General features: G+C 33.5%; 22 protein-coding genes and 1 riboswitch. Of the genes, 11 read left to right on the top strand and 11 right to left on the bottom strand.

Translation table 11 applies throughout. The features are described 5' to 3' along the window. Positions 1-12: 12 nt before the first annotated feature. Positions 13-555: a helix-turn-helix domain-containing protein gene (locus H9L18_RS14255; protein WP_126794417.1), complete on the bottom strand. Its 543-nt coding sequence runs from the start codon at positions 553-555 to the stop codon at positions 13-15. Positions 556-751: 196 nt separating this feature from the next. Between H9L18_RS14255 and H9L18_RS14250 the strand changes: the two genes are divergently transcribed. Further along, complete coding sequence (locus H9L18_RS14250; RefSeq protein ID WP_246433296.1) at positions 752-1,747, top strand: YhdH/YhfP family quinone oxidoreductase; 996 nt, start codon at positions 752-754, stop codon at positions 1,745-1,747. Between the two features lie 136 nt (positions 1,748-1,883). Here H9L18_RS14250 and H9L18_RS14245 read toward each other — a convergent pair whose 3' ends face one another. Genes H9L18_RS14245 through H9L18_RS15530 form a run of 3 tightly spaced genes read right to left on the bottom strand, consistent with a single transcriptional unit; the run spans position 1,884 to position 4,637 of the window. Further along, positions 1,884-3,326: an amidohydrolase gene (locus tag H9L18_RS14245; protein WP_126794414.1), complete on the bottom strand. Its 1,443-nt coding sequence runs from the start codon at positions 3,324-3,326 to the stop codon at positions 1,884-1,886. Between the two features lie 25 nt (positions 3,327-3,351). After that, positions 3,352-4,035, bottom strand: a complete 684-nt coding sequence (locus H9L18_RS15535) for an anaerobic C4-dicarboxylate transporter family protein (RefSeq protein WP_223157962.1) — start codon at positions 4,033-4,035, stop codon at positions 3,352-3,354. Then, positions 4,011-4,637, bottom strand: coding sequence for an anaerobic C4-dicarboxylate transporter family protein (locus H9L18_RS15530; RefSeq protein WP_223157961.1), 627 nt, complete (start codon positions 4,635-4,637; stop codon positions 4,011-4,013). The genes H9L18_RS15535 and H9L18_RS15530 overlap by 25 nt, the downstream gene beginning before the upstream one ends. A 404-nt stretch (positions 4,638-5,041) precedes the next feature. Here H9L18_RS15530 and H9L18_RS14235 point away from each other — a divergent pair, with 404 nt between their 5' ends. The 3 genes from H9L18_RS14235 (at position 5,042) to H9L18_RS14225 (ending at position 8,580) form a co-directional block, all read left to right on the top strand. Continuing rightward, positions 5,042-6,055 carry an NAD(P)/FAD-dependent oxidoreductase gene (locus H9L18_RS14235; protein WP_126794407.1) on the top strand — a complete coding sequence of 338 codons (1,014 nt, stop codon included), beginning with the start codon at positions 5,042-5,044 and terminating at the stop codon, positions 6,053-6,055. Positions 6,056-6,203: 148 nt separating this feature from the next. Beyond that, positions 6,204-7,208, top strand: coding sequence for an NAD(P)/FAD-dependent oxidoreductase (locus tag H9L18_RS14230; RefSeq protein WP_185847495.1), 1,005 nt, complete (start codon positions 6,204-6,206; stop codon positions 7,206-7,208). Between the two features lie 48 nt (positions 7,209-7,256). After that, a riboswitch (Fluoride riboswitch) is annotated at positions 7,257-7,330 on the top strand. Positions 7,331-7,377: 47 nt separating this feature from the next. Then, entirely contained in the window at positions 7,378-8,580 is a 1,203-nt protein-coding gene (locus tag H9L18_RS14225) for a chloride channel protein (protein ID WP_126794402.1), read from the top strand. Between the two features lie 50 nt (positions 8,581-8,630). Here the strand turns inward: H9L18_RS14225 and murB are convergent, their stop codons facing one another. Further along, positions 8,631-9,533 (bottom strand): UDP-N-acetylmuramate dehydrogenase, encoded by a 903-nt coding sequence (gene murB, locus H9L18_RS14220; protein ID WP_126794400.1) that lies wholly within the window; start codon positions 9,531-9,533, stop codon positions 8,631-8,633. A gap of 198 nt (positions 9,534-9,731) precedes the next feature. Between murB and H9L18_RS14215 the strand changes: the two genes are divergently transcribed. From H9L18_RS14215 to H9L18_RS14205, 3 genes are read left to right on the top strand one after another with little or no spacing between them, the layout of a single operon-like run. After that, entirely contained in the window at positions 9,732-10,484 is a 753-nt protein-coding gene (locus H9L18_RS14215) for an exodeoxyribonuclease III (RefSeq protein WP_126794397.1), read from the top strand. A gap of 22 nt (positions 10,485-10,506) precedes the next feature. Beyond that, the gene (locus tag H9L18_RS14210) at positions 10,507-11,499 is read left to right on the top strand and encodes an Ig-like domain-containing protein (protein WP_126794394.1); all 993 of its coding nucleotides are present in this window, start codon (positions 10,507-10,509) and stop codon (positions 11,497-11,499) included. Between the two features lie 12 nt (positions 11,500-11,511). Further along, on the top strand, positions 11,512-12,045 hold the full coding sequence (locus H9L18_RS14205) for a 3'-5' exonuclease (RefSeq protein WP_126794391.1): 534 nt from the start codon (positions 11,512-11,514) through the stop codon (positions 12,043-12,045). 41 nt (positions 12,046-12,086) lie between these two features. Here the strand turns inward: H9L18_RS14205 and H9L18_RS14200 are convergent, their stop codons facing one another. The 4 genes from H9L18_RS14200 to H9L18_RS14185 all read right to left on the bottom strand — a co-directional run bounded on the left by H9L18_RS14200 (position 12,087) and on the right by H9L18_RS14185 (position 15,033). Beyond that, a complete protein-coding gene (locus H9L18_RS14200) occupies positions 12,087-12,605 on the bottom strand; it encodes a GNAT family N-acetyltransferase (RefSeq protein WP_126794388.1) in 519 nt (172 codons plus the stop codon). Next, positions 12,598-13,086 carry a tRNA (adenosine(37)-N6)-threonylcarbamoyltransferase complex ATPase subunit type 1 TsaE gene (tsaE, locus tag H9L18_RS14195; protein ID WP_126794385.1) on the bottom strand — a complete coding sequence of 163 codons (489 nt, stop codon included), beginning with the start codon at positions 13,084-13,086 and terminating at the stop codon, positions 12,598-12,600. Before tsaE ends, H9L18_RS14200 begins: the two co-directional genes overlap by 8 nt. 142 nt (positions 13,087-13,228) lie before the next feature. Then, positions 13,229-14,212 (bottom strand): phosphate acetyltransferase, encoded by a 984-nt coding sequence (gene pta, locus H9L18_RS14190; RefSeq protein ID WP_126794382.1) that lies wholly within the window; start codon positions 14,210-14,212, stop codon positions 13,229-13,231. A gap of 152 nt (positions 14,213-14,364) precedes the next feature. Continuing rightward, positions 14,365-15,033 (bottom strand): uracil-DNA glycosylase, encoded by a 669-nt coding sequence (locus H9L18_RS14185; protein WP_126794379.1) that lies wholly within the window; start codon positions 15,031-15,033, stop codon positions 14,365-14,367. 105 nt (positions 15,034-15,138) lie between these two features. Between H9L18_RS14185 and H9L18_RS14180 the strand changes: the two genes are divergently transcribed. The 4 genes from H9L18_RS14180 to H9L18_RS14165 all read left to right on the top strand — a co-directional run bounded on the left by H9L18_RS14180 (position 15,139) and on the right by H9L18_RS14165 (position 19,136). Continuing rightward, positions 15,139-16,008 (top strand): Cof-type HAD-IIB family hydrolase, encoded by an 870-nt coding sequence (locus H9L18_RS14180; RefSeq protein WP_126794377.1) that lies wholly within the window; start codon positions 15,139-15,141, stop codon positions 16,006-16,008. Positions 16,009-16,033: 25 nt separating this feature from the next. Next, positions 16,034-16,555, top strand: coding sequence for an LURP-one-related/scramblase family protein (locus H9L18_RS14175; protein WP_185847494.1), 522 nt, complete (start codon positions 16,034-16,036; stop codon positions 16,553-16,555). 87 nt (positions 16,556-16,642) lie between these two features. Beyond that, a complete protein-coding gene (locus tag H9L18_RS14170; protein WP_126794374.1) occupies positions 16,643-18,592 on the top strand; it encodes a cation:proton antiporter in 1,950 nt (649 codons plus the stop codon). A 97-nt stretch (positions 18,593-18,689) separates the two neighbouring features. After that, positions 18,690-19,136 carry a LysM peptidoglycan-binding domain-containing protein gene (locus tag H9L18_RS14165; protein WP_126794372.1) on the top strand — a complete coding sequence of 149 codons (447 nt, stop codon included), beginning with the start codon at positions 18,690-18,692 and terminating at the stop codon, positions 19,134-19,136. Positions 19,137-19,181: 45 nt separating this feature from the next. Here H9L18_RS14165 and H9L18_RS14160 read toward each other — a convergent pair whose 3' ends face one another. Both H9L18_RS14160 and H9L18_RS14155 read right to left on the bottom strand, forming a co-directional pair. Beyond that, positions 19,182-20,000, bottom strand: coding sequence for a DUF1129 domain-containing protein (locus tag H9L18_RS14160; protein ID WP_126794369.1), 819 nt, complete (start codon positions 19,998-20,000; stop codon positions 19,182-19,184). Next, the gene (locus tag H9L18_RS14155) at positions 19,975-20,331 is read right to left on the bottom strand and encodes a PadR family transcriptional regulator (protein WP_126794366.1); all 357 of its coding nucleotides are present in this window, start codon (positions 20,329-20,331) and stop codon (positions 19,975-19,977) included. The genes H9L18_RS14160 and H9L18_RS14155 overlap by 26 nt, the downstream gene beginning before the upstream one ends. Between the last annotated feature and the right edge of the window lie 32 nt (positions 20,332-20,363).

Here is a 20,363-nt window from a genome sequence, read left to right as displayed (position 1 = left end):
CGCCACCCCTTTTTATAAATATGAATTAGTTGCTACGAGTAATAAACGGCTCGTTCCGTTAAAATTATTTTTAATCTGATGATTCTTTACTGCGTGATAATAAATGCTCTCTTCTTTAGATGCATAATGCTTGTCAGAGCCAATTTGAACACAAACGCTGCCTTCTAAGACGTAGGCAAAAGTGTCTGAAAGAGAAGGCTCAAATTCTTTGTATTCACTCTTTTCATTGAGAGATAAAAGGATAGGTTCCATGTCTTGCTCGTTGGAATCAGCGACTAACCATTTGATTTCGTATCCTTTTTCTTCATCAGAGTAAATTGTATAATCTTCATTTTGGTAGACGACTTGTTGAACTTGTTCCTTTTCATCAAAGAAATCTTTCGGCGAAATACCCAATACTTCCAAAATAGAGAAAAATGTTTCCATAGAAGGAGAGCTTAGATTACGCTCTAACTGAGAGATGTAGCCTTTACTTAAGTCAGTTCTTTCTCCCAATTCTTCTTGAGTTAAATCCTTCTGAATTCGTAGATTTTTTATTTTATGTCCAATATTCATCTTTTTCCTCGTTTCAAAGTTTATAATTACTAAACTTCAAAGCACAAAAGTTTAATATTATTAAACAATTAGTTTACTAACGATTGAAATTATACAAGATAATTGAAGGGATTTCAATCTAATTTAGATAAGAAAGTTATTAAAAAAAGGGTTATAATGAGACTAGTATAAGTAAGAGGAAAAGAGGATAAAAATCATGATGAATAAAACATTTAAAGCCTTAGTGGTAGAAGAAAAAGAAGATGATATCGTAGCAAAATTAAAAGAGTGTGAACTGACTGATTTAGGTGAAGGAGGTACCATTATTAAAGCCGTCTATACTGGTGTCAATTACAAAGACGCTTTAGCGACAATAAAAAATGGTGGTGTTATTCGAAACTATCCAATGATTCCAGGAATTGATGTGGTGGGAGAGATTATTGAAACCACAGATTTAATTTTGAAAAAAGGTGACCGTGTTGTGGTAACAGGTAATGGTTTAGGTGTGACTCATACGGGAGGATTTAGTGAAATCGTGCGTGTTCCAAACGAATGGGTTGTGAAACTGCCAGAAATGGTTGATGATAAAAAAGCTGCGACGATTGGAACAGCAGGTATTACAGCGCTTCAAGCTATCAGCCAACTAGAAAAAATTGGTTTATCTGATAAAAATGCTCGTATTTTAGTAACAGGCGCAACGGGTGGTGTTGGAAGTATCGCTATTGCTATGCTAAAAAGTTTAGGGTATGACAACATAACGGCACTATCGCGTAAGAAGAATGAAGCTTACTTACAACAATTAGGTGCTAAAGATATTATTGGTTTGGAAGAGTTTATGCCAGAAAAAATCAAACCACTGCAAAAACAAAATTTTGATTATGTGATTGATACCATTGGAGGAGAAAGTGTGGCAGCTATTCTACCACAGATAAATTATGGTGGTGGTATTGCTTTGTGTGGTAACGCAAGTGGTATTAAGTTTTCAACAACAGTCCTACCATTTATTTTACGAGGCATCACAATGGTTGGAATTGATTCAGTTCAATTATCTAATGACGTTAAAACAACTATTTGGAACCGAATTGGTAATGAGTTAGACGAAGCGTTACTGGCTAAAATTAGTAATGAAGAAGAATCGTTAGAAAATATCGAGTCAGTTGTGACATCTTTACTTGAAGGAAGCCACTCAGGAAGAACATTGATTAAAATATAAAATAATATAGCGCCCCCTAATAGTAATAGTTAGATTTGTGGTCTAATTATTAGGGAGCGCTACTTTTGAATAAGTTGATTTTTTCTTTTTTGTACAATTATTTAAAAATACTAATTTCTACAGTTTTAACACTAATTTACAATCCTAGGCTGTTTGGTTTAACATCTGCTGGGATTGGGTTGATATAAGGTGTTTGTTTGACAACAGCTTCTAACTCTTCCTTAGCTGCTTTGATATATTCGGGTTCTTCAATAGCTTTTAAAGCTGTTAGTGACATGACTTTAGCTGCTTGAAGCATTCCTTTTTTAGCAATATTGGTTTTACCGTTTGCTACCCATTGCCATGAATGAAGGGCTGTATTTTGAACTTCTGTTGTCATGATACACTGAGCAGTAGGTACCACCCAACTTACATCACCCACATCTGTCGAGCCAGGCATTGTGATGTTAGCTAAAGCTTCATTATATGGATAAATGTAATCTGCTAAAACTTTACCTTGATTAGCTGCTAACACTTGTTTTTCGATAGGAGTAACAGGGGGAACCATCATAAATTTTTTCTCGTCTTCTGTTAACGAATCATGAAGCTCTTTAGCAAATGCTAAATCATCTTCGTCAAAGTTTGGTGCTCCTACTTCAAACATTACTTCGGACATTAATTTTGAGTAAACTTTGTTAGGCATATAGTTAGAACAAGCTTTATCAAAATGAACAGTTACTTCTGTTTCAGTCATCAAAGCAGCACCCTCGGCAACTTTACATAAACGATCATAAATTTCTTTGACTTGATATCCCTTAGGTGCACGAATTAGATAAAGTACTTTTGAATGGGCCTGAACGACACTTGGTTGCATACCACCAGCATCTAAAACAGCATAATGATAACGAGCTTCTGAAGTAACGTGCTCTCTTAAATAATTTGCCCCAACGTTCATTAACTCCATCGCATCTAAAGCGCTGCGTCCCATATCAGGTGAGTTGGCCGCATGAGATGATTTTCCTTTAAATTCAAAGACAGCTTGAGAATTTGCAAGAGTTGGTGAACCAATAATGGCATTATCTGTTCCAGGATGCCAACAAAGAGCCATATCAAGATCATCAAAAGCGTGGGCGCGAGACATATAGGTTTTACCAGAGCCTCCCTCTTCTGCAGGACATCCGTAATATCTAATTTGTGCTTCAATATTATGTTCTTTTATATAATCTCTTGTAGCTATTGCAGCAGCAAGAGAAGCTGTTCCGAGTAAATTATGCCCACAACCATGTCCATTAGTAGTTCCTAGACTTGGGTCAGATTCTTTTTTTGTTGAACCAGCTTTTTGATTTAACTCAGGTAGAGCGTCGTATTCACCTAAAAAACCAATAATTGGTCCAGTTGAACCATATGAGGCAACAAATGCTGTATCAATTTCACCGATGTTTGTTTTAACCGTGAACTCTTCTTGTTCTAAAATAGTGATAATCGTTTTAGCAGACTCTTGTTCATGGAATTTGGTTTCAGCAATATCCCAAATGCGGTCACTCAGTGTGAAATACGTATCTTTTTTACTTTCAATTAGTGTTTCGATTTTTTTTAACATAAGAAATCCTCCTATTAATAGTCAATTAAATGAATAGTGTTAATCCATAAGATAAAATAATGGAAAAGGCCGTTATAGCGATACCTGGTAAGATGAAGCTGACGGTTTTTGTTCGTCCGGTTCGATCTAATTCACAGGCCAATAAGAGTGTAGGCTGTGCTGGAATAATAAAGTTAAAGTTTAGACACTGAACAATTATCACTAGAAAAATAGGTGAAATTCCTAGAGATAGTGCTAGTGGAAATATGATAGCAGCAACAGCAGTTTGAGCACCGATAATCATAGCAACAAAACTACAAATTAGAATTAAGACAAATGGATAATTAGTTAAAATATCTCCAACAGTTGTTGTCAGTGTTTCTTGATTACCTGGTGAACCGAAAATAGTTGATCCAACCCAACCAAGACCAAGAACAACAAGAGCAGCACCTAAAGCATTGCTTGTAGCAGGAGAATTCATGATTTTTGTTGATTTAACCTTAAATAAAATGATATTTAATGCAGCAGATAGATACATGAACATTTGTACTAGGTCCGCTGTTGCAATTTTAACACTTTTTCCGTCTACTGTATATTGAGGAAGTAGGCTAGGGAAAAGGCCGAAAATAATAATACAAAGAACACAACCAAGAAATACAAAAGTTGAATATTTTGCTGTTTTTGTATGAGTACATTCTTCACAAGTTACTTCAGATGGGCTAAAGTTGATTCATCAAAAGGAACTCTTTTATTTAGAATAGTTAAAATTAGACTTAAGATAACAATAGAAGCAATTGTTGCAGGTAATACAATAGCTAAGTATGTTGCCATTGAAATATTAAATGGAATCAAAAGCATGATAACAAAAGCAGTAGACGAAGAAGCTGGGCTACATAACAGCGCCATATTAGAAGCAAGTACTGAACTAATCAAAGCGCCTTTTGGATTTACTTTTGAGTTGATGGCTGTTTCAGCAATAATGGGTTCTAGAGAAAGACTAATCATGGCAGTTCCCATACCAAAAACAAAAATAAAACAAACAAGTGGCGCAACAAGAGTGATTGCTTTTGGAAATTTTTGGATAATTTTTGTGGCAACTGAAATCATATAATCCATTCCACCAGATGCTTGAAGAGCTCCACTAGCAATACCGATTGAAATAATGATTAAAACAGCTGTAACAGGTGGTGCTGAAGGCGGTAATTTAAAGATAAACAACATAATAAAAAGTGCGACAATAGCAGATACACCGGAGCCTAAAGCTCCTCCTTTAGCTAACCCATAAATAATAGTGACAACCATAATACTTATTTCCAGCAATAATAAAAACATAAAATTCCCCCTAAATTGTGTTTGCTGTGATGAAATAAACAAATCGTTAATTTCGTTTTTTAAAACGTCCTTAATTCGAAAAAAATTGTACCATAAAAAACAAGATATAAAAAGAAAAATAATGGGGGGATTTTAAACGTTAATAAAAACTTAATGTTTTTAATCATACGTATAAAACGATTACAAATGTTGTTTAAAAAGGGATATCTGGTATGCAAATAAAAATATAATAGTTATTTAATTATTTTTAAAGCTCTTCATTAATAACAAGTAATCTTTTTTAAAATAAAATGAGATTGCTATCTAATTCTAAGTGTGTTAATTTATGAATATCATCACATAGGTGATATTTTTTTTAAGAATCCATTGAGAATGATTATCAATATCATAAAAGGAGATGCGATATGGAAGATGTAATTATTGTTGGCGGTGGGCCAGCTGGTTTATATAGTGCTTTTTATTGTGGATTAAGAGGTATGTCAGTTAAATTAATTGAAGCTCAAACGTATTTGGGTGGAAAGTTAAATGTATATAAGGAAAAAAATATTTGGGATATTGGTGGGGTTGTTCCTCAGCCGGCTGAAGACATTGTAGCCTCATTAATCACTCAAGCAAATTCTTTTGAACCAACGTATTGTTTAGGAACAAAAGTAATTGGTATTTTTAGAGAAGGGGAAAACTTTTGTGTTCATACTGATGATGGTGAAAAACACCATGCTAAATCAGTTATCTTAGGAACTGGAACTGGTATTATCACGCCTAAAAAATTAGAATTTGATTACTTAGCAGATTTTGAAACAAGCAACTTACACTACGGTGTGTCATCAATTGAAGCGTTTCGTAATCGAAGAATTATGATTACGGGAGGAAATGATAGCGCTATTCAGTGGGCGAAAATACTAGCTGACGTGGCTGAAAAAGTTTATTTAGTTTACCGTAAAGATTTGTTTAGAGGTTATGAAGCAGAAGTAGCAAGTGTTCTTAATCATGATAAAATTGATTGCTTAATGGAGAAAAAAATTACTAATTTTACGACTTTAGACAATCAAACAATTCATTCAGCTGAGATTACTCATGTAATGGAAGAAACAATAGAAGAGATTGAAATAGACGATGTAATTGTTTGTCATGGTTTTGAAAAGAATAATCCTCTGACAAAAGGAGAATCTGCGTTTGAATTAGTCGATGGTTTATTCTATAAAACAACTGAAAATGGTGAAACAACTGTTGACGGAGTATTCGCAGCTGGAGATGCTGCTTCTTATGACGGAAAAGTTAGACTAATTGCCGGAGCGTTCCATGATGCTGTTAATGCAACAAATCATGCTAAAAAGCGTATTGATCCAGAAGCGACAGATACTGGACAAGTATCTTCTCATCATGATGTTCTTCAAAAACGCGAAGTACCGACGGCTTAAGAGGATTTAAACTAAAAAGAATACTTTCCAATGTTATTTGCTATCCATTTCTGAGTATGTTAATTTATGATTATCATCACATGAGTGATATTTTTTTATGATATAAAATGAGAATAGTTATCAATTAATTGGAGAAATGAGGGATAGCATGGAAGATGTTATCATTGTTGGAGGAGGACCAGCAGGACTTTACAGTGCTTTTTATTGTGGATTAAGAGAGATGTCCGTAAAGGTTATTGAAGGTCAACATTTTTTAGGTGGAAAGCTAAATGTTTACAAAGACAAAAATGTTTGGGATGTTGGAGGAGTTGCCCCACAACCGGCTAAAGAGATTATCAAAACGCTTGTTGAACAAGCCAACACGTTTAATCCGACATTTGTGTTAGGAAAAAGCGTGGTAGATGTATCAAAAGAAGAAGTAGGTTTTAGTGTTCAAACTAATGATGGAGAAAAACACTATGCGAAAACAATTATTTTAGGAACAGGGACAGGTATCAGTTTACCTAAAAAATTAGATTTTGTGTATCCAAATCAGTTTGAAACAACTAATCTATACTATGATATTCCTTCTGTTGAAGCTTTTAAAGGTAAAAAAGTTGTTATCTCAGGGGGGAATAGTAAGTCTTTTCAGTGGGCTAAAAAGTTAGCGGAAGTAGCTGAAAAAGTTTATTTTATCTATCGTAAAGATTTAGTAAAAGGTAGCGAAAAAGATATTGATAGTTTAATGGCTAACGAAAGGATCACTTGCTTATTCGATCAAAAAATAACCAATCTTATGACGCAAGATAATCAAAGGATTCACTCAGTAGAGATAACTCATTTTATTGAAGAGTCAAAAGATTATTTAGAAGTAGATGCTGTTTTTATTAGTCATGGTGTTAATAAAAACAACCCGTTAATACACGAAAATTCAGTTTTTGATCTTGAGAAAAATCTACATTTTAAGATTGATGAAAAAGGTGAAACTTCGATGGAAGGTGTATTTGCAGCAGGTGACTCAGCCTTTTACGATTGTAAGCTTCGAATGATTGCAGAATCTTTCCATGACGCTATTGTTGCTTCTAATGCGGCTAAAAGAAAAATAGACCCAAAAGCACCTGAGCGTGGAAAAGTATCGTCTCATCATAAAGATCTTAGAAATAGAGAAATCTAATCCATTATTGAAAAAAGAATAAAAAAAGCGTAAAATGTATCCATAAGAAATGAATACGGGAATGATGTTCTCCCTTAACGTGATGTTAAAACCGCTAAACAGCTAATGACTTCTACAGACCTTTATTTAGGTGTGTAGAAGTTTTTTATTTATTTAAAGGAGTTTTGTAATGGAAAAGAAAAAATGGTTTGGGTTAATTCTATTCAGCTTAGTAATTGGTGCTGTGATTGGTGTTTTAGAAGTTATTTTTGGTAAAACATTATTGCTAGTAACGGAGTGGCGACTTACTTATTTTAGTTATTTAATCTTTTTTTTACCGTTTGTCGGATTACTAATTGAGTTTTTATATACTAAATTTGGTGAGAAATCGAGACAAGGAATGGGATTGATTTTTGCAGTAGGTCACGGGGAAGAGAATGAAATACCTCTTCGATTAATCCCAATAGTAATGGTTTCTACTTGGTTGACTCACCTATTTGGCGGAAGCGCAGGTCGAGAAGGTGTTGCTGTTCAAATCGGAGGAACTCTATCTCACAAGTTGGGTACTGGTAAATTACGAAAGTATTTACCAGAAGAAAATCTATCGCAAATAACTTTAATAACAGGTATGGCTGCAGGATTTGCTGGTTTATTTCAAACACCAATGGGAGCTATTTTATTTGCTTTAGAAGTTTTAGTGGTCGGAAAATTACAAATGACAGCTTTATTATCTGCTACGATTGCTTCATTTACAGCTTCATTTATTTCTTCTTTTTTAGAGTTAGAAAAATTTAGTTTCTTTGTGGAGTCTCAATTAGAAATGACTCTTCCGTTAATCGGAAAATTAATCGTCATTGGCATTGCATTCGGTTTAGTGGGGCGTTTATTTTCTTTTGGATTAGCTAAAAGTAAAGCATGGATTGGTGAATTAATCCCCAATCAGTATACCCGCATTTTTTTAGGTGGTATTCTTGTGGCTATTTTGATCGTTGTTCTTCATCACGGGAGATACGCTGGTTTGGGGAGCAACTTAATTAGCGCTAGTTTTGAAGGTAATTCTATTTATACGTATGATTTTTTGCTTAAATTGTTATTAACTATTATTACTTTGGCGATTGGGTTTCAAGGGGGCGAAGTGACACCTTTGTTTGCAATTGGTGCATCTTTAGGTGTGATTCTTGCTCCTATTTTAGGGTTACCTATTGAAGTGGCTGCAGCGATTGGATATATCGCCGTATTTGGTAGTGCGACTAATACGTTTTTAGCTCCAGTTATCATTGGAGGAGAAGTTTTTGGTTATCATTTACTGCCAGTCTTTTTTATAGCAATGAGTGTGGCTTATAGTTGTAACTTCAATCAATCCATTTACGGAAAACAAAAGATCCTAAAATAAAAACAAGTTGTAAATACTTATGGTTGATTAAGTATTTACAACTTGTTTATTTATTTTTCTCTACCTATAATTCGAACTTCAGTTTCAAGAACCACATCAAAGGTTTCTAAAATTGTTTTTTGAATATGTTTAATCAGTTCAACATAATCTGTAGCAGTTGCCTTGTCAATATTAACAATAAAACCTGCATGTTTGGCCGAAATTTGAGCACCGCCCCATTTTAACCCTTGGAGTTTAGCATCTTGAATTAATTTTCCAGTAAAATGTCCCTCAGGTCTTTTGAAGACACTTCCACATGAAGGATATTCTAAAGGTTGTTTACTTTCTCTTAAGTGAGTTAACTCATCCATTTGAGCTTTTATGTCAGCATGATTTCCTTTTTTTAATTGGAAGGTTACATTTAAAACAATTCCTTTTATTGTTTGCAACACACTATGACGGTATGAAAAGTCCATATCTTCTTTTGTATAAGTTACTAGACTACCATCTTCTAAAATAATCTCAGCTGATTCAAAGACGTCAACTAATTCCCCACCGTAAGCTCCAGCGTTCATATAAGCTGCGCCGCCAATACTTCCAGGAATACCACAAGCAAATTCTAAACCAGTTAGGTCTTTAGCTAAAGCATCATAAGTTACATCAATTAACTTAGCCCCAGCGTCTGCTTTGATTGTTGTATCTGTGATGGTTACTTGGTTAATGTCACTTAGCATAATGACAAAACCTTCAATTCCGCCATCACGAACGATTAAATTACTTGCATTTCCAAGGCATAACCAAGGTAAATTTTCTTCATTACAATAATCAATAATTTGTTTGACTTCTTCAGTGCTTTTTGGGAACAGTAGACAATCTGCTGGTCCGCCAGTTTTAGTATACGTAAAATTAGATAGTGGTTCGTTAAATAGTAACTTGATTGGTTTTAAGTCGGATGTTATTTTTTCATTATTCATTTCTTAATTACCCTTTCCTCAATAAGTCATCGGGCTTATTCTATCATATTTAAGAAGGGTTAGGCTATTTTTATCAAGAAGAAAGGGGGAATATTAGAAAAACTTATTCTCTTTAAAGGATTAATTATTTTTGAACAGAACATTATATGTTAGAATAATAAGTAACGAATAATTTTATCAGGTAGGAGGACGTATTCATTGAAACTAATCTCTTGGAATGTAAATGGTTTAAGAGCCGTTGTAAAAAAAGGGTTTATTGACATTTTTAATGAAATAGATGCAGATGTATTTTGTTTACAGGAAACAAAATTGCAGGAAGGACAAATTGATTTAGCTTTGGAGGGCTATCATCAATACTGGAATTATGCTGAGAAAAAGGGCTATTCAGGAACTGCTATTTTTAGTAAACAGGAAGCAATAAGTGTCAATTATGGGATTGGTATAGAAGAGCATGATCAGGAAGGTCGTGTGATTACAGTCGAGTATGATGACTTTTATTTGGTTAATTGCTACACACCTAATTCTCAAGCGGAATTGAAACGTTTAGAGTATCGTTTATTGTGGGAGCAAGATTTTTTAGCTTATTTAAAGCAATTGGAAGAAACAAAACCAGTTGTTTTGTGTGGAGATTTGAATGTAGCCCATAATAATATTGATTTAAAAAATTGGAAAACAAATCGCAAAAACCCAGGTTTTTCAGATGCTGAAAGAGCTGCGTTTTCTAACCTTTTAGAGAATGGTTTTGTAGATAGTTTTAGATATTTTTATCCTGAATTAGAAGGTGCTTACTCTTGGTGGAGCTACCGATTTAACGCAAGAAAAAATAATGCAGGGTGGCGGATTGATTATTTTTGTGTGTCAGAATCATTAAAAGATTCTTTAAAGGATGCAGAAATTTTAGCAGATGTTCATGGGAGTGATCATTGTCCGGTTGCCTTATATATAGATTAACTAAGTAAAGAGAGGAAATGCTATGAAGAAACTAACAAAATGGTTTTCAGTCATTGCCTTATTCATAATGTTCTTTTCAGCAGGAGCTATTACCAGTTTTGCAGAAGACAAAAAAGATGAAAAATTGTTGTATGATTTAAAATATGACGAGAAGAAGAGTGTCTTATCAGGAAAATCTAAACCTGGTGCCAATATTTATATTAATGATATTGCAGGAAGCATTGTTGCGTCAGAAGATGGGACATTTGAAATGCCGATTCCTAAAGGAGCTAAAATATCTCAAATTTTAATGTTAGATGCTGAAGGAAATAATTCAACAGATTTACGTTATAATTTTGAAAAGAATACAGTGGTTAAACAAGAACACGAATCTGAAGAAGATGAGACTGAAACGAGTAGTAGTAGCTCAAAGAAAAAAGATGATGGTGTTGATATAAAGGCACATGATAAAGAAAAAGATGAGACCGATGAAACAGTAACGGAAGAATCAGATAAAAAGAAAAAAGAAGATGAAGTTGAAGATAGTTCAGCTGAAAAACCAACTGATATCTCAAGTGAGAAATATGATTCAAAAGATGTGAAAAAGCCTAAAAAAAGTAAGGTTTGGTTATGGACGTTACTAGCCGTTATTGTGGTGATTGGTGGGGCAACAGGCGCTTATTTCTGGTATAAGAAAAAGATTGAAAAAGAAGAAGCAGCAGAAAGAAAAAATAAATCAACTGGTCGTAAAAAGAAAAAACATAAAGACTTAGATGATGGCTTTGAAGATGCATTATATGAAGCTTTTAAAGATCCAAAAGAGAAAAAATCACGTCATAAAGAAATTGCACCAGCTAAGAAACGAAAGAAAAAATCAAGTTCATCAAGTAAGGTTTCTAAGGATGTCAGTTTAGAGGACATGATTGATTCAGAATTAAGTCAATCAAGAAAAAAATCATCTAAAGGAAAATCAAATAGTAAATCTAGTAGTAAGTCTTCTAGATCTAGTAAATCAAAGAAGAAAACTAAGAAGTAGGTGAAATTGCCAGTGAATTTTATTGCATACGATTTTGAAACAGCTAATGCTCAAGTGTATAGTGCCTGTTCGATTGCTCTTGTCATGGTAAAAAATAGTAAAATTGTGGGGCACTATTATTCATTAATTAAACCAGAAACTGAATTTCATTGGCGAAATATTCAAGTTCACGGAATTCACCCAGAAGATGTAGAGGAAGCACCTAGCTTTGTTGAAGTTTGGCATGAAATAGAACAGTATTTTCAAGAGAATCGTTTAATTGTCGCTCATAATGCGTCATTTGATAATCGAGTATTAGCAGGCTGTTTGTCTTATTATGGTTTACCAGAAGCTCATTATTTGTCTTTGTGCACAGTGAGAACGAGTAAAAAATTATATCCTAGTTTAGCAAATCATCGCTTAAATACAGTTAGTGATTTTTTATCAATCGGATTAGAGAATCATCATCATGCGTTAGATGATAGTCTAGCTTGTGCCGAAATTTTATTAAGACAAGAAGCAGAGTACGGTGTAGAACCGTTAAAAAAATTAGTTAAAATAATATAAAAAGTTGTGACCAAAGCTTGTTACTTTGGCCACAACTTTTTTTAAAGAATTAAACTCATTAGGATAATATCAAGATACTCGTTAGTTTCTGATAAAAAACCGCATCTAATGATACCTTCAGTTTCAAAATTGAGTTTTTGATAGAGGTGAACGGCTCGTTTGTTTCGTTCTTGAACCTTTATTTCGAGACGTTTAATTTGCTGTCCTTCAATTGCCCAATCAATGATTTCCTCCAGCATGACAGTACCTAAACCATATCCCCAGTATTCCTCTAAGATACTAATGCCAATTTCTCCAATGTGCCTTAGTGGAAGGTCAGATTCACCCATCACAGTAGCGACACCTATTAATTCATCGTGATTATAGGCAAGGAGAATTAATTGATTGTCTTGTTCATATAAAAAATCAATTTGTTGAGCCATGGCGTCTTCTTTTAAATTAAGAGAGTGTTGATTTACCAATAAAAAAGGTGTTTCTTTATCTAGAATATTCATAACACGAAGTAATTCTTTGGCATCTTTTGGTGTAGCTTCTCTTAATGTAATATCTAAATTACTCATCTTCCACTGTCCAATCTAATTTAGCTAGTGCATCCCATAAAGCTTGTGCTTTTTTGTTGGCTGCACCAGAGCTTGCTTCCATATGAAATGTACGACTCACATCACTTGTTTTTTCTAAAAAGAATTCAATGTAAGGTGTTAGGATATCTTCTTTAATGAGGTGTCCCCATTCAATAACGCAAACACCATCGCCTTCAAGGTACTCATCTAGACCTAAGTCACTTGCGCCATCTGTTAGGCGATAGACATCCATATGATAAAGTGGAAGTCTACCAGTTTCATATTCTCGAATTAACGTATAAGTAGGACTTTTAATCATTTGCTCAATCCCAAGCCCTTTTGCAAAACCTTTAGTAAAAGTTGTTTTTCCAGCACCTAAGTCTCCTGTCAAAAGAAAAATATCCCCAGCTTGACTGAGTGTAGCGATAGCTTCGGCCAATCGTTTTGTTTCTGCTTCATTTGCTAAGTTAATTTTTTTCATACGTGCCTCCTTCATCGTGTTAATAGTATAAAGGTAACTAAAAAAAAAAGCCATGATTTACATGACTTTTTTATTTGTTTTAAATAAAGAAAACTATTATTTTATTTCCAGTTACTCAAAGCAAATCGATATTTTCAGCACCTTATTTTTCTTGTAATGCTTGTGATGCTGTAATAATTGATAATTTATAAACGTCTTCTTCGTTACATCCACGAGAAAGGTCAGAGATTGGTCTGTTCAATCCTTGTAAGATTGGTCCAATTGCTTGGAATCCGCCTAAGCGTTGAGCAATTTTGTAGCCAATGTTTCCTGATTGGATTTCTGGGAAGACAAATACGTTAGCACTTCCAGCTACTTTAGAATCTGGAGCTTTTTGTTGAGCAACAGATGGTACGTATGAAGCGTCAAATTGTAATTCGCCATCAATTGCTAATTCTGGTGCTAATTCTTGAGCAATTTTAGTTGCTTCAGCGACTTTTGTTACTTCTTCTGATTTAGCAGAACCTTTTGTTGAGAAGCTTAATAAAGCAACTTTAGGATCGATGCCAAAGATTTCAGCAGTTTTAGCACTTTCAACAGCGATTTCAGCTAATGCTTGAGCATCAGGGTTAATGTTGATTGCGCAATCTGAGAAAATGTATTTTTCAGAGTCACGGTTACCAACCATTAAGAAAGCACCACTTGTACGGCTAACGCCAGGTTTTGTTTTAATGATTTGTAAAGCTGGGCGAATAGTGTCACCTGTTGAATGAACAGCACCACTTACTAAGCCATCAGCTAAGTCCATGAATACTAACATTGTACCAAAGTAGTTTTCGTCTTTTAAGATAGTACGAGCTTGGTCTTCAGTTGCTTTACCTTTACGGCGTTCGATGAATGAAGCTACCATGTTGTCAAAGCCAGCGTAGTTTTCAGGGTCGATGATTTCTAAGTTATCAATAGATAATCCACGAGTGCCAGCCACTTCTTTAATTTTGTCAATGTTTCCAATTAAGATTGGTTCAACTAGGTTATCAGATTTTAAGCGAACTGCAGCTCCTAATACTCTGATATCTGTTGGTTCGGGGAAAACGATTCTTACTTTTTTTCCACCAATATTATCTTTTAATCCGTCAAATAATTCCACAAATAAACCCTCCAGTTTATATACTTTTACTCACTATACTATCATACATCTAAAGCCTAATAAAGGACAAGTTTTTTTCCTGTTTTTTTATAAAAATCGCTAAGATAATAGAATTTTTTTGTGCACAGTGTAACAGAAAAAAAGTTTCTATATTACAGCTCCCAATTAATTGTTTCTTTTCCTTGTTTTTCTAATAAGTCGTTGATTTGAGAAAAAGGTTGACTCCCAAAAAATCCGCGATAAGCAGATAATGGGCTAGGATGAGGTGCTTCAACAAAAAAGTGCTTATTCGTATCAATCATTTTTTTCTTTTGTTGAGCAGGTTTTCCCCATAGGACAAAAATAATGGGATCTTCTCTTTTATTTAATTCTTGAATAATAGCATCTGTGAAGGTTTCCCAACCCTTCCCTTTGTGAGAGTGTGCTTGTCCTTTTCGAACTGTTAAAACAGTATTTAACAAAAGAACACCTTGTTTGGCCCAGGGCATTAAATACCCAGTATCAGCTTCTTTAATCCCTAAATCACTAGCTAACTCTTTGTACATATTTTTTAAAGAAGGAGGTGTTTTTTCGCCAGGCAACACAGAAAAACTCAGCCCATGAGCTTGATTATCTCCGTGATAAGGATCTTGTCCTAAAATGACAACTTGCACATCCTCAAACGGAGTAACTTCTAGTGCTTTAAAAATATTTTTTTCTTTGGGAAAAATAATTTCATTTGCGTATTCTGTTTCTAAAAATTGTGCTAATTCTTGATAATACTCTTTTTTTATTTCTTCATCTAAAATAGCTTTCCAACTACTAGGTATATTTTCTATCATGTGTCTCACCTCTTAAAGTTTAGTCTATCATAATTTATCTGATTACATGCTTGAAAGTCAAAAAAATGGTAAACTAGACATAACTAATTTTTAGGGGGTACGACATTGATTAAAATGATTGCTTCTGATATGGATGGGACTTTATTAACCTCTCATTTATCTATTTCAGAATTAAACAAAGACGCTGTGTTAAAAGCGCAAGAACAAGGTATTGAATTTATGGTAGCAACTGGAAGAGCTTATACTGAGGCTAAACCACCCCTTGAGGATGCAGGTATTCGCTGTGGAATGATTACAGGAAATGGCGCTCAAGCATTTGATGTTGATGGTAATGAAATTTTTACGATTTCAATTGATAAAAAAATTGCTAAAAAAGTGATGGCAATTTTAAGAGAGAGTGGTTTATATTTTGAACTAATGACCTCAAAAGGAGTCTATTCAGATAGCCAACCACAAAGGTTAGAAAATTTTGCTACTCTTTTAGCAGAAAACATTCCTCATATTACTTTCAAAATGGCAATTGCAATGGCTTCAACTCATTTAAATATGTTACATATTAATTATACAGAGAGTTATGATGAGCTGATTGAGTCTGATGACATTGAAGTATTAAAAGTTATTACATTTAGTGATGGTGGACAAGAAGTCCTTCAACCAATTGCTAGAGAAATAGAAAAATTAGATGATGTTCATGTGACTTCTTCTTTTCCTAATAACATTGAGATTAATCATATAGAAGCTCAAAAAGGTGTGGCTGTTAAACGATTAGCAGAAGCTAAGGGCATTGATTTAAAAGAAGTTATGACAATAGGTGATAACTTTAATGATGTTTCGATGCTTGAAGTAGCTGGTGTTAGTTTTGCAATGGGAAATGCAGAAGATGGTGTCAAAAAAGTGGCTAAGTATGAGGCCGAAACAAATGTAAATGATGGTGTAGGTAAAGCGATTTTAAGAGCTATTTCAGAGAATCTTTAATTTTTAATGAAAGTAGTTGAGACGGATGGCAGTCTACTATATCGAGCAAAGTTTATTATCAGCAAAAGTAAGAACGGTTATTAAAGACGAAAAAGGAAAGCCTGTTTTTTTGTTAGTTGGGAGTTGGGGCACAAGAGGGGACAGCATTTCTATCTACCGAATAGACGGAGAGGTCTTAGCTAGTGCCAAACAAACAGCATTTTCAAGAAAATCTCGTTTTGATTTATTTGATCATCATGAGAAAGTTGGTAGCCTGAGTCGTATGTTTTCTATGAATCGTGATTTTTATTTTATTAAAAAATTACACTGGTTAGCTATGGGAGATATTAAGAACCAAGAATACAAGATTTATTATTTAAATGATAAAATCATGCAGATGAATAAAGAAGTAAATGTTAAGGGAGATTTTTTTCGAATTGAAGTTTTTAAGGAAGAAAATGCCCCTCTTTGTATATGTATTGCCGCAGTTCTTGATTATTGGGCAAGAAAAAATAATCGAGTAGAAGAAATATTTACGAAAACAGCTATCAATGTACAACTAAGTTAAGGTATGAGATGAATAAAAATTGTCCATCTTTTTCAAAAAGAAGCAATTTTTCTTCATCTTTTTATTATTTATTGAGAGGGTGAGTAGATGGCTTTATTTGAGACAGTATTGATTATGTTAGCCATGGTTTTATTATCCAATGTGCTAAATCGATTTATTCCAACAATTGCTATTCCGTTAATTCAAGTTGGATTAGGAATGCTTTTAGCAATTTTTACATCTATTGAATTTTTTGAAATGAGTTCTGAATTTTTTATGCTTCTTTTTTTAGCACCACTTCTTTTTAATGATGGGGTAAATGTGGATAAAAAAGCTCTGTGGGAGGAACGTAAAGCTATTACAGTTCTTTCCATTGGTCTTGTTTTTGTAACAGTTGGGATTTTAGGAAGTGTGATTCATAGTATACTACCAAGTATGCCTTGGGCAGGGAGTTTTGCTTTGGCCGCAGCCCTTGCACCAACTGATGCAGTTGCTGTTTCGGCTCTAGCTGAAAAAGTAAAAATTCCAAGTAAGATGATGCATACTTTAGAAGGAGAATCTTTAATTAATGATGCGTCAGGCTTAGTTTCGTTTCAGTTTGCTGTAGCCGCACTTTTAACAGGTACTTTTTCGATTTTTAAAGCAAGTAGTAGTTTTGTTTTAATTTCATTAGGTGGCGTTTTAGTTGGGATTGTTCTAACGCTAGTGACGATGCAAGTGATTCGTTGGTTAAGAAAGTTAGGGATTGAAAATACGATTTCTTTCATCTTACTAGAATTGTTGATGCCTTTTGGGATATTTTTAGTTGCAGAGCATTTAGAAGTTAATGGTATTTTAGCCGTAGTTAGTGCAGGACTAGTTTATTCCAAAAGCTATCAAAGAGTTAACCCTGAAGTGGCTCAACTTCACTTGATTTCAAAGAATACGTGGTCTGTTTTTACGTTTAGTTTAAATGGTTTAGTGTTTGTTCTACTCGGGATTCAACTGCCAAGTGTCATTCAAGTCATCTGGGAAAGTAACGTTATTAATAACAGTCGTTTGATTTTTTATGTTTTGCTTATTACGGCTATTTTATTAGGAACTAGATGCTTATGTTTCTGGATTTTTAAGAACTTTGAACCTAAAACAGAACAAACTAAAAAAGAACAAGTGGTTCAATCGGCACTTTATACAATGTCTGGAGTCAGAGGAACAATTACTCTAGTCAGTGCGTTAAGTTTACCGATTCTGATTACAGGTAATCAGCCTTTCGTAGAGCGAGAAATTTTAATTTGTTTAGCAGGTGGTGTGATTTTAACGACTCTTCTTTTAGCCAATTTTGCTATGCCTTTATTTGCTGAAAAGAAAGAGAAGGATCAGAAACAAGGAAATAGTGAGCAAGAGATGCTAATTCTAAAAAGTGTCATTAAACATTTAGAAGAAGAGATAACACCTGAAACACAGGGAGATATTTTACGAGTGGTTCATATGTATAACGATCGTCTGATGGGACTAAGTCAAGATCAAGATTACCGAGATGAAAATTTAAGACTAAGAGAATTAATTTTAAAATGGCAATTGCTAGATACATTAAAACAATTAAAAGATCGAAAAATAAATCTGCAAGTAGCATTCAGACATATGAGACGATTGAATAAGCTTCTTTATCGATTGACTCGAAATAAATACTATCGAAATAATATGTTTTATGCTCGTCTCATTAGGCAAAAGTTACAGTTTAATGTATTGAAGCCACTAACCTACAAAGAGAAAAAAGAGCAACGACTATATTTAAAGAATAGTAATCTGGCTTTTGTGTCTAAAAAATTAAAAGAACTAGATACGGATGAATTTTCAAAAGAATTGATAACTGTTTATTTAACACGTTACGCTGTTCGAGATACAACAGGTAAAAAATATCAAACTAACCATACAGATGAATGGTTAGAATATGCGATTCAACTAGAAAGAGAAGAGATTCAACAAGCTTTTGAAGTCGGTGATTTGAACCGTAACGAAGTTAAAATTTATCGGGAAAATTTACTTGCTATGGAAAGCACGATTCAGTTTATTAACTAGAGTTTTAAAACTAAACTTCCAAATTTTGTCTTAATAGGTTATTATTTAGAACATAACCTTTTATAATGATATTTGTGACAGAAAGAGGAGGGAAAAGATGGAAAATGAGACATTGGTTCTAAGAAAAAATAATAATCAATCAAAAGATAGAAAGTATAGCAGTTTCTTATTGGTAATATTTATTGGTGTGTTTATACTTATTAATGTAAGTTTTAGCGCATATATGTACTGGAGTACTAAAGAAGAGCTAAACAGTCTGAATAAACATAATCAAGAAATAATGGCTGAAATAAAAAAACAAAAAAGTGATATTAGTAAAGAAAAAGTCGTAGAAAGCAGTGCTAAAGACAATCATAAAGAAACTCAATTAACTATTCAAAAAGAGAAAGTTAAAGAAACGCCAAGTAAAACATATACGGTTGTTGCTGGTGATACACTTTCTACCATATCAGAAAAAAATAAGGTTTCAATTGAATCATTACGTGATTTAAACAAGTTAGAAGACGACATGATTTATGAAGGTCAAGTATTGAAATATAACTAAGAAAAACCTCTTGAAAGTTGGGCGTTAAACTCAACTTTCAAGAGGTTATTTTTTTTGTTCTTTTTTCAAATAGTAAAATTGACTACCATAAATAAGAAGCAAAACAAAAACAATGAAAATAATTTTATGAATAGTAGAATCAACTAGCGAGTTGAAGTATGGGATTTTTAAGAGCGTGGGAATTAGATTTAAGATAGCTAAAGAAAAAATAATATGATAATAATCTTTTTTTCTTTTACTGATAACCCAAATAGTTAAAATCAAAATAGCAAGCCATGTTATCGTTAAACCAGTGTATGGTGGGACTGAAAGGCTTAACCATATACCACCAAAGTGATTGGATAAGAATGTTAAACCAATAAAAATAAAACTAATACAAAAGGCAAAAAAGTATTCTCTTTTTTTATTTTTATATGGCTTAAAGGTTTGTTGATTAATTAAATGAAAAATGAGTTCCACAAAAATAAAACTAATCATTCCATTGAAAAATAAAGATAGAAAATTAATACTTGGCTGTGTTGAAGTTAGTGTTGAAAAAAGTGAGAATCCTGAACTAATAGCAAAAACAATTCCTATTAAGCCTATCCTCTTTTTAAAAGATATTTTAGGTAGTTGGCTTAAAATATTGTCTAACATTTTTTGGGGATTATCTCCGAAATAGTCTACTGCTTTTTCTGAATTTTTTTGAGCTTCTAAAATATCTTGAAGAATCTCTAGCAAAACTTTTTCAATATCTAAGTCATCATGGAAGAAAGACTTTGTCCGAATGTAGATGAGTATTTGTTCATAGTATTCTTTATTTTCTACTGTTAACAAGTTTCTTAATTCGTTATTTCTTTCAATTAATTTTTCTACTACAGTCAATAGTATCAGCTCCTGTTTGTTTTAATATTTGATGAACATTTTTTGTTAAACTTTGCCACTCTTCATTAAATTCATTTAAAGCAGTTAGTCCAAGAGAACTTAACGTATAGTATTTTCTATCTGGCCCGTCAGGAGATGGTTTTGTTTCACCAATTATAATGCCCTTTTTTTCTAATTTTTGAAGAAGAGGATAGACGGTCCCACCAACCATATTTTCAAAACCAGACTGTCTTAGTATTTGAACTAGCTCATATCCATAAACTGGTTTTTGATTAATAATAGCAAGAACACAGCCTTCAAGTACTCCTTTTAGTAATTGAGTTTGTTTCAATTTAATGATTCCTCCAAACTAGTATGTATTAC

The organism is Vagococcus carniphilus, from assembly GCF_014397115.1.
GTDB lineage: Bacteria > Bacillota > Bacilli > Lactobacillales > Vagococcaceae > Vagococcus > Vagococcus carniphilus.
The sequence above is the reverse complement of the archived record's forward strand: the minus strand, read 5'-3'. Positions and strand labels throughout refer to the sequence as shown.

What these genes read in the sequence shown, in the direction of transcription:
- murB (WP_126794400.1), bottom strand. Translation starts at nt 9,533, where the DNA reads ATGAATAATGAAAAAATAACATCCGACTTAAAACCAATCAAGTTACTA.
- H9L18_RS14175 (WP_185847494.1), top strand. Translation starts at nt 16,034, where the DNA reads ATGGCAGTCTACTATATCGAGCAAAGTTTATTATCAGCAAAAGTAAGA.
- H9L18_RS14165 (WP_126794372.1), top strand. Translation starts at nt 18,690, where the DNA reads ATGGAAAATGAGACATTGGTTCTAAGAAAAAATAATAATCAATCAAAA.
- H9L18_RS15530 (WP_223157961.1), bottom strand. Translation starts at nt 4,637, where the DNA reads ATGTTTTTATTATTGCTGGAAATAAGTATTATGGTTGTCACTATTATT.
- H9L18_RS14235 (WP_126794407.1), top strand. Translation starts at nt 5,042, where the DNA reads ATGGAAGATGTAATTATTGTTGGCGGTGGGCCAGCTGGTTTATATAGT.
- H9L18_RS14225 (WP_126794402.1), top strand. Translation starts at nt 7,378, where the DNA reads ATGGAAAAGAAAAAATGGTTTGGGTTAATTCTATTCAGCTTAGTAATT.
- H9L18_RS14185 (WP_126794379.1), bottom strand. Translation starts at nt 15,033, where the DNA reads ATGATAGAAAATATACCTAGTAGTTGGAAAGCTATTTTAGATGAAGAA.
- H9L18_RS14255 (WP_126794417.1), bottom strand. Translation starts at nt 555, where the DNA reads ATGAATATTGGACATAAAATAAAAAATCTACGAATTCAGAAGGATTTA.
- H9L18_RS14200 (WP_126794388.1), bottom strand. Translation starts at nt 12,605, where the DNA reads ATGAGTAATTTAGATATTACATTAAGAGAAGCTACACCAAAAGATGCC.
- H9L18_RS14210 (WP_126794394.1), top strand. Translation starts at nt 10,507, where the DNA reads ATGAAGAAACTAACAAAATGGTTTTCAGTCATTGCCTTATTCATAATG.
- H9L18_RS14250 (WP_246433296.1), top strand. Translation starts at nt 752, where the DNA reads ATGATGAATAAAACATTTAAAGCCTTAGTGGTAGAAGAAAAAGAAGAT.
- H9L18_RS14170 (WP_126794374.1), top strand. Translation starts at nt 16,643, where the DNA reads ATGGCTTTATTTGAGACAGTATTGATTATGTTAGCCATGGTTTTATTA.
- H9L18_RS14230 (WP_185847495.1), top strand. Translation starts at nt 6,204, where the DNA reads ATGGAAGATGTTATCATTGTTGGAGGAGGACCAGCAGGACTTTACAGT.
- H9L18_RS14245 (WP_126794414.1), bottom strand. Translation starts at nt 3,326, where the DNA reads ATGTTAAAAAAAATCGAAACACTAATTGAAAGTAAAAAAGATACGTAT.
- tsaE (WP_126794385.1), bottom strand. Translation starts at nt 13,086, where the DNA reads ATGAAAAAAATTAACTTAGCAAATGAAGCAGAAACAAAACGATTGGCC.